The organism is Candidatus Stoquefichus massiliensis AP9 (genome assembly GCF_000455285.1).
Taxonomy (GTDB): Bacteria; Bacillota_I; Bacilli_A; order Erysipelotrichales; family Coprobacillaceae; genus Stoquefichus; species Stoquefichus massiliensis.
In genome coordinates, this window is record NZ_HG005292.1 from 101,796 (window position 1) to 106,129 (window position 4,334).

General features: G+C 29.2%; 5 protein-coding genes. All 5 read right to left on the reverse strand.

Features of this window, described 5'->3' with window-relative positions; translation table 11 throughout:
- Positions 1-1,127: glycoside hydrolase family 10-like protein (locus tag BN350_RS19385; RefSeq protein WP_044600368.1), on the reverse strand; the 1,127-nt coding region annotated here is incomplete at its 3' end.
- 78 nt (positions 1,128-1,205) lie between these two features.
- Complete coding sequence (gene ispD, locus BN350_RS14440) at positions 1,206-1,838, reverse strand: 2-C-methyl-D-erythritol 4-phosphate cytidylyltransferase (RefSeq protein ID WP_028044242.1); 633 nt, start codon at positions 1,836-1,838, stop codon at positions 1,206-1,208.
- 67 nt (positions 1,839-1,905) lie between these two features.
- Positions 1,906-3,150, reverse strand: coding sequence for an FtsX-like permease family protein (locus tag BN350_RS19390; protein WP_044600356.1), 1,245 nt, complete (start codon positions 3,148-3,150; stop codon positions 1,906-1,908).
- Positions 3,147-3,917, reverse strand: coding sequence for an ABC transporter ATP-binding protein (locus BN350_RS14450; RefSeq protein ID WP_028044243.1), 771 nt, complete (start codon positions 3,915-3,917; stop codon positions 3,147-3,149). Before BN350_RS14450 ends, BN350_RS19390 begins: the two co-directional genes overlap by 4 nt.
- A 122-nt stretch (positions 3,918-4,039) precedes the next feature.
- Positions 4,040-4,334 (reverse strand): transposase (locus tag BN350_RS20340; protein WP_147573602.1); only part of this gene is annotated, 295 nt, incomplete at its 5' end.

A 4,334-nucleotide genomic window follows, 5' to 3' on the forward strand; every position in this document is an offset into this window, starting at 1 on the left:
TATGGATGTTGTCTTATGAGTTCATCCATTTCTTTTTGTCCTGCCTGATTTAATAATGAGGTGTAATTAAATAAACTATATCCTTTATATTTATTTTTATATAAAATTTGTAATTGAGATGAAATATTTTGTGATGATACTTTCCATCCTTTGTCTGTGTCCGTTTCTTCACCAGAACGATATAATGCTAATCCGGCATATAACACCATATCATCTCGACGTTTTAAACCTGCAAACTGTTGTGTACGATTCGTAAACATCTTTGTTTTTCCATCTGTTCCATACTGATCACTCCAGTATATCTGTGGCATGAGATAATCTATAAATCCTTCTTCTTTAAGCCATGTATCTATATCTGCCCCTTCATTAATACAATTTTGGTAATTCCCTTGGGGACTAATACCGAATGTCACATCTTGCTTTATTTTTTTAATACTTTGGTAGACATCTTGTATCAGCATATTAACATTATCTAATCTTTGATTTTGCGTTGTTCCTTCATGTGAGCCATCTACATAAAAATAATCATCAAAATGTATTCCATCCACATCATAATTTTCTACAATCTCTTTAACTCCAGCTACAATATAATCTCTTACATCTTGACTGGCTGGATTAAATATATATTTAAAAGTTGCATACCCAATAGATTGTTTGGTATCTTCTAACCATGAACTTTTTGGAGATAATTGAATAAATTGTTGGTATGTTTTTTGATTAAGCGATATACGATAAGGATTAACCCATGCTTCAATTGATAGATTATAATCATGTGCAATCTTCACCATTTCTTCTAAGGGATCAAATGATAGTGATGATCTTTGGGTTATGACTTTAGATATTGGAAATATTTTAGATTGATATAAAGCATCAGCAAATGGTCTAACTTGTACAATAACTGTATTATTTTTATATTTTTCAACATTTTTCATTGCTTCTTCAAAATCACTTATAAAATCTTTTTTGGATTCATAAGAAAATTTAGCCAAATCTGAATATGTGAACCAAACAGCTCTTTTATCAAAAGAAGAAAGAGTACATGAGACCTGAGGAAAAAAGAAATAAACAATAAAACTAATACATAACAAAACAATAATAACTGTTATACTTTGCCTTTTCTTTTTCATTCCTACAAAACATCCTCTCTAACATTTTTACTCACACTAAACATTCTATGCATCACTTCTTAAAATATTTTCATATTATCATAAATCTTCTTTTGTTGTGATTTTTATATTCTCGTAATCACCCATCACTGCAAACACTTTTTCATTACTAAACATTTCTACCATTTGTGCATCATCTGTTGCCTGATAATCAAGCATAATCCCCTGGCGATACGCTTCCTTAACAACATCAGTTTGAAATGCCTGAGGAGTTTGTGCCTGCATCAATTCACTTCTTTTAAGTGTTTCAATGATTTGACCATCAACAACTCTTTTAATCGTATCCTTACAAGGTACCATTAATAAACAAGCCTTATGTGTATGAAGACATGCTAATAATGTATCGATACATTCTTTTTTGAGATAAGGTCTTGCTCCGTCATGAATGAATACATAAGGAGAATTGACTTGCTTTAATCCTTCATAAACACTATCCTGGCGTTCTTTCCCTCCATCTACAAATAGAATTCTTTGATCATGTGATAATTTCTGAAATGTCTCTCTTTCATAAGGTTGTGTGACAACAATAATCTGCTGACATCGAGAATCTTGTAAAAAACAATCTAATGTCATTTCATATATTGTTTTATGATTCATTTGATAAAGCATTTTATTATATTCTAATCCTGTTCTACTTCCTTTTCCTGCACATAAAATAATCACACTATACATTGATCATATTCCCCTTTCTCATTAATGATTTCATTATATCAAGAATTTTATTTCTTGTCGAAATCTTTCATTTAACATTTACAAAATGTAAATATTGAAACATATTGAATAAGGCACATAATATTAATGGTAAAACAAAAGCAATCATCATATAGCCAATCAGAACTAATGAAATATAGTGATAAAGATATAAAGAGAAAAGAATATTAAAGATATATAATAAAGAAATAAGCAGTATAAAGCTATACAATAATAATATTTCTTTTTGAATAATAGATCTTATATGATGATTCTCATATCCTATTCTTCTTAAAGATAAAAATATCTTCTCACGACTTAACATTTCTGTTGAAAAGCGAAATAGAATCGTTAGTGACAACAGACAATGACTCACACAATAAGAAATAAATATTAACACAAAATACATCATATTATCCAATCCCATAACTAAAATACCTACCATTAAGATAGCACTTATAATCAAAAACAAAATGTTATTTTTCATAAATTTTATATCTCTTCTTAGAAATCCAATATAAACCAATTTATTTTGATCTTCTACTTCTTTTTGAATCCACTTATCCATATACGGAATAACAATCTTATTCAAACACCCTAATAATCCAATCATCCCTATAATTGAAAAAACAATAATAGCAGAAGGCTCATTACCATAAATATAAAATAAAACAATAGGAACTATAAACAATAATACAGACAAACCTTTCTTAATGCTCATATTCAAATGAAAAGGCATTTTTATATGATGTGATTCAATAATTCTATCACCTTGAATCAGAGATTTAATTGAACTACGATATGCATATCCTAAATTTAATAATGTACACCAAAAGATTTCACAAAACAAAACAACAATTGTAATAATATACCCTTCATAAGATATAGGAATAACAAAATTTAAAAACAAAGTTATTATAACAAAAAGAATCTTTCCAATGAATAAAGCTAATGGTACTGCAACAACAAATAAAATAATTGTTTGTGATAATAAGTATATAGTTAGCTGCAAAAATGTAGCCCCACATACTAACTGAACTGCAAGTTCCTGAGATTTTTTCTTAACATAAAAATCATTCGCAAAAAACACTGCAAACATACATAAAAACAAAACAAAGACACACAAATAAGTCACAACATTATTTTGAGCATTAATAAAAGACATCCCGATATCTGGAGAACATGCAATTTGGAAAAATACAAAAATAAATAAAGTCGTTAAAAAGAAAGTTAACCAATAAAATAATGATCGCTGATAATCATTTTTAATAGATAGAAATGCTTCTTTTATCATTTTGACATCAGCCTTCTTGATTCAGCAGAATTAATATCAACGATTTTTTGAAAATAGTCATCTTGACTTAATTCCTCTCGACATAAAGTTTCAGCAATTTTTCCATCTTTAATATAAACCAGTCTTGATGAATAAGAAGCAATAAGAGGATCATGAGATACCATAATGATAGTCACTTTATTTGTTTCATTTAAATCTTTCAGCAAACTTAATAATTCATGAGAATTTTCACTATCTAAATTACCAGTTGGCTCATCAGCTATAATGATTTGAGGCTTTGCGATTAATGCTCTACATATGGCTGCTCGTTGTCTTTGTCCGCCTGAGCATTCATAAGGATACTTATGAAGTAATGCCTTTATTCCTAAATGATCAGCCATTTCATCAACCCTTATTTGTATTTCCTTTTGATTAACCTTAGCTAATGATAATGGCATAATAATGTTCTCATAGAGAGTATGTGTATCTAATAAATTAAATTCTTGAAATACAAAGCCAAGATTTTGATAACGAAACTTTCCAATTTCATGTGATGACATTGTTCTTATATCAATATCATGAATTCTCACAGATCCACTCGTAGGCATATCTATTGTAGATATATTATTAATAAATGTTGATTTCCCACTCCCACTTGGTCCCATGATACAAATAAATTCTCCAGTTTCAACAGCAAAATCAATCTGATGTAGAGCCTCAAATTCATTTTCAGTATGTAATCCATAAACCTTTGTTAATTTCTTTGCCTGTAAAATATATTGACTCATAACTTATCCCAACTTTCCTATACTTATACGTAGCATGCTACGTATAAGTATAGATTCCTTATCTGTTCTTGTCAATAGAAAGCGGTTTCGTAAAATGACAAAAAACTACACAATGTGTAGTTTCAGACTGTTGACAAAGTGGTACTCCAAAACGAGTATCGCTTTTTATTTTCTTTTAAATTTTTGAAAAATGCTATTTTTACTCTATATAGATGGGCTTTAGAAGAAGCATTCCATCTCCACCTTGCCATTCTTTTTAAATTATGACACGCAAAAATCATCAGCGCCTGATGCTGATTTTTTTGTAGTCCTCTCAATCTTGTATATCTTAAATTATGCTGCTCCTTACAATCTCCAAATACCCGTTCTATACTTTCCTTACGCTTTGGATATAATTCTTTCCATTTTGGAGTATGT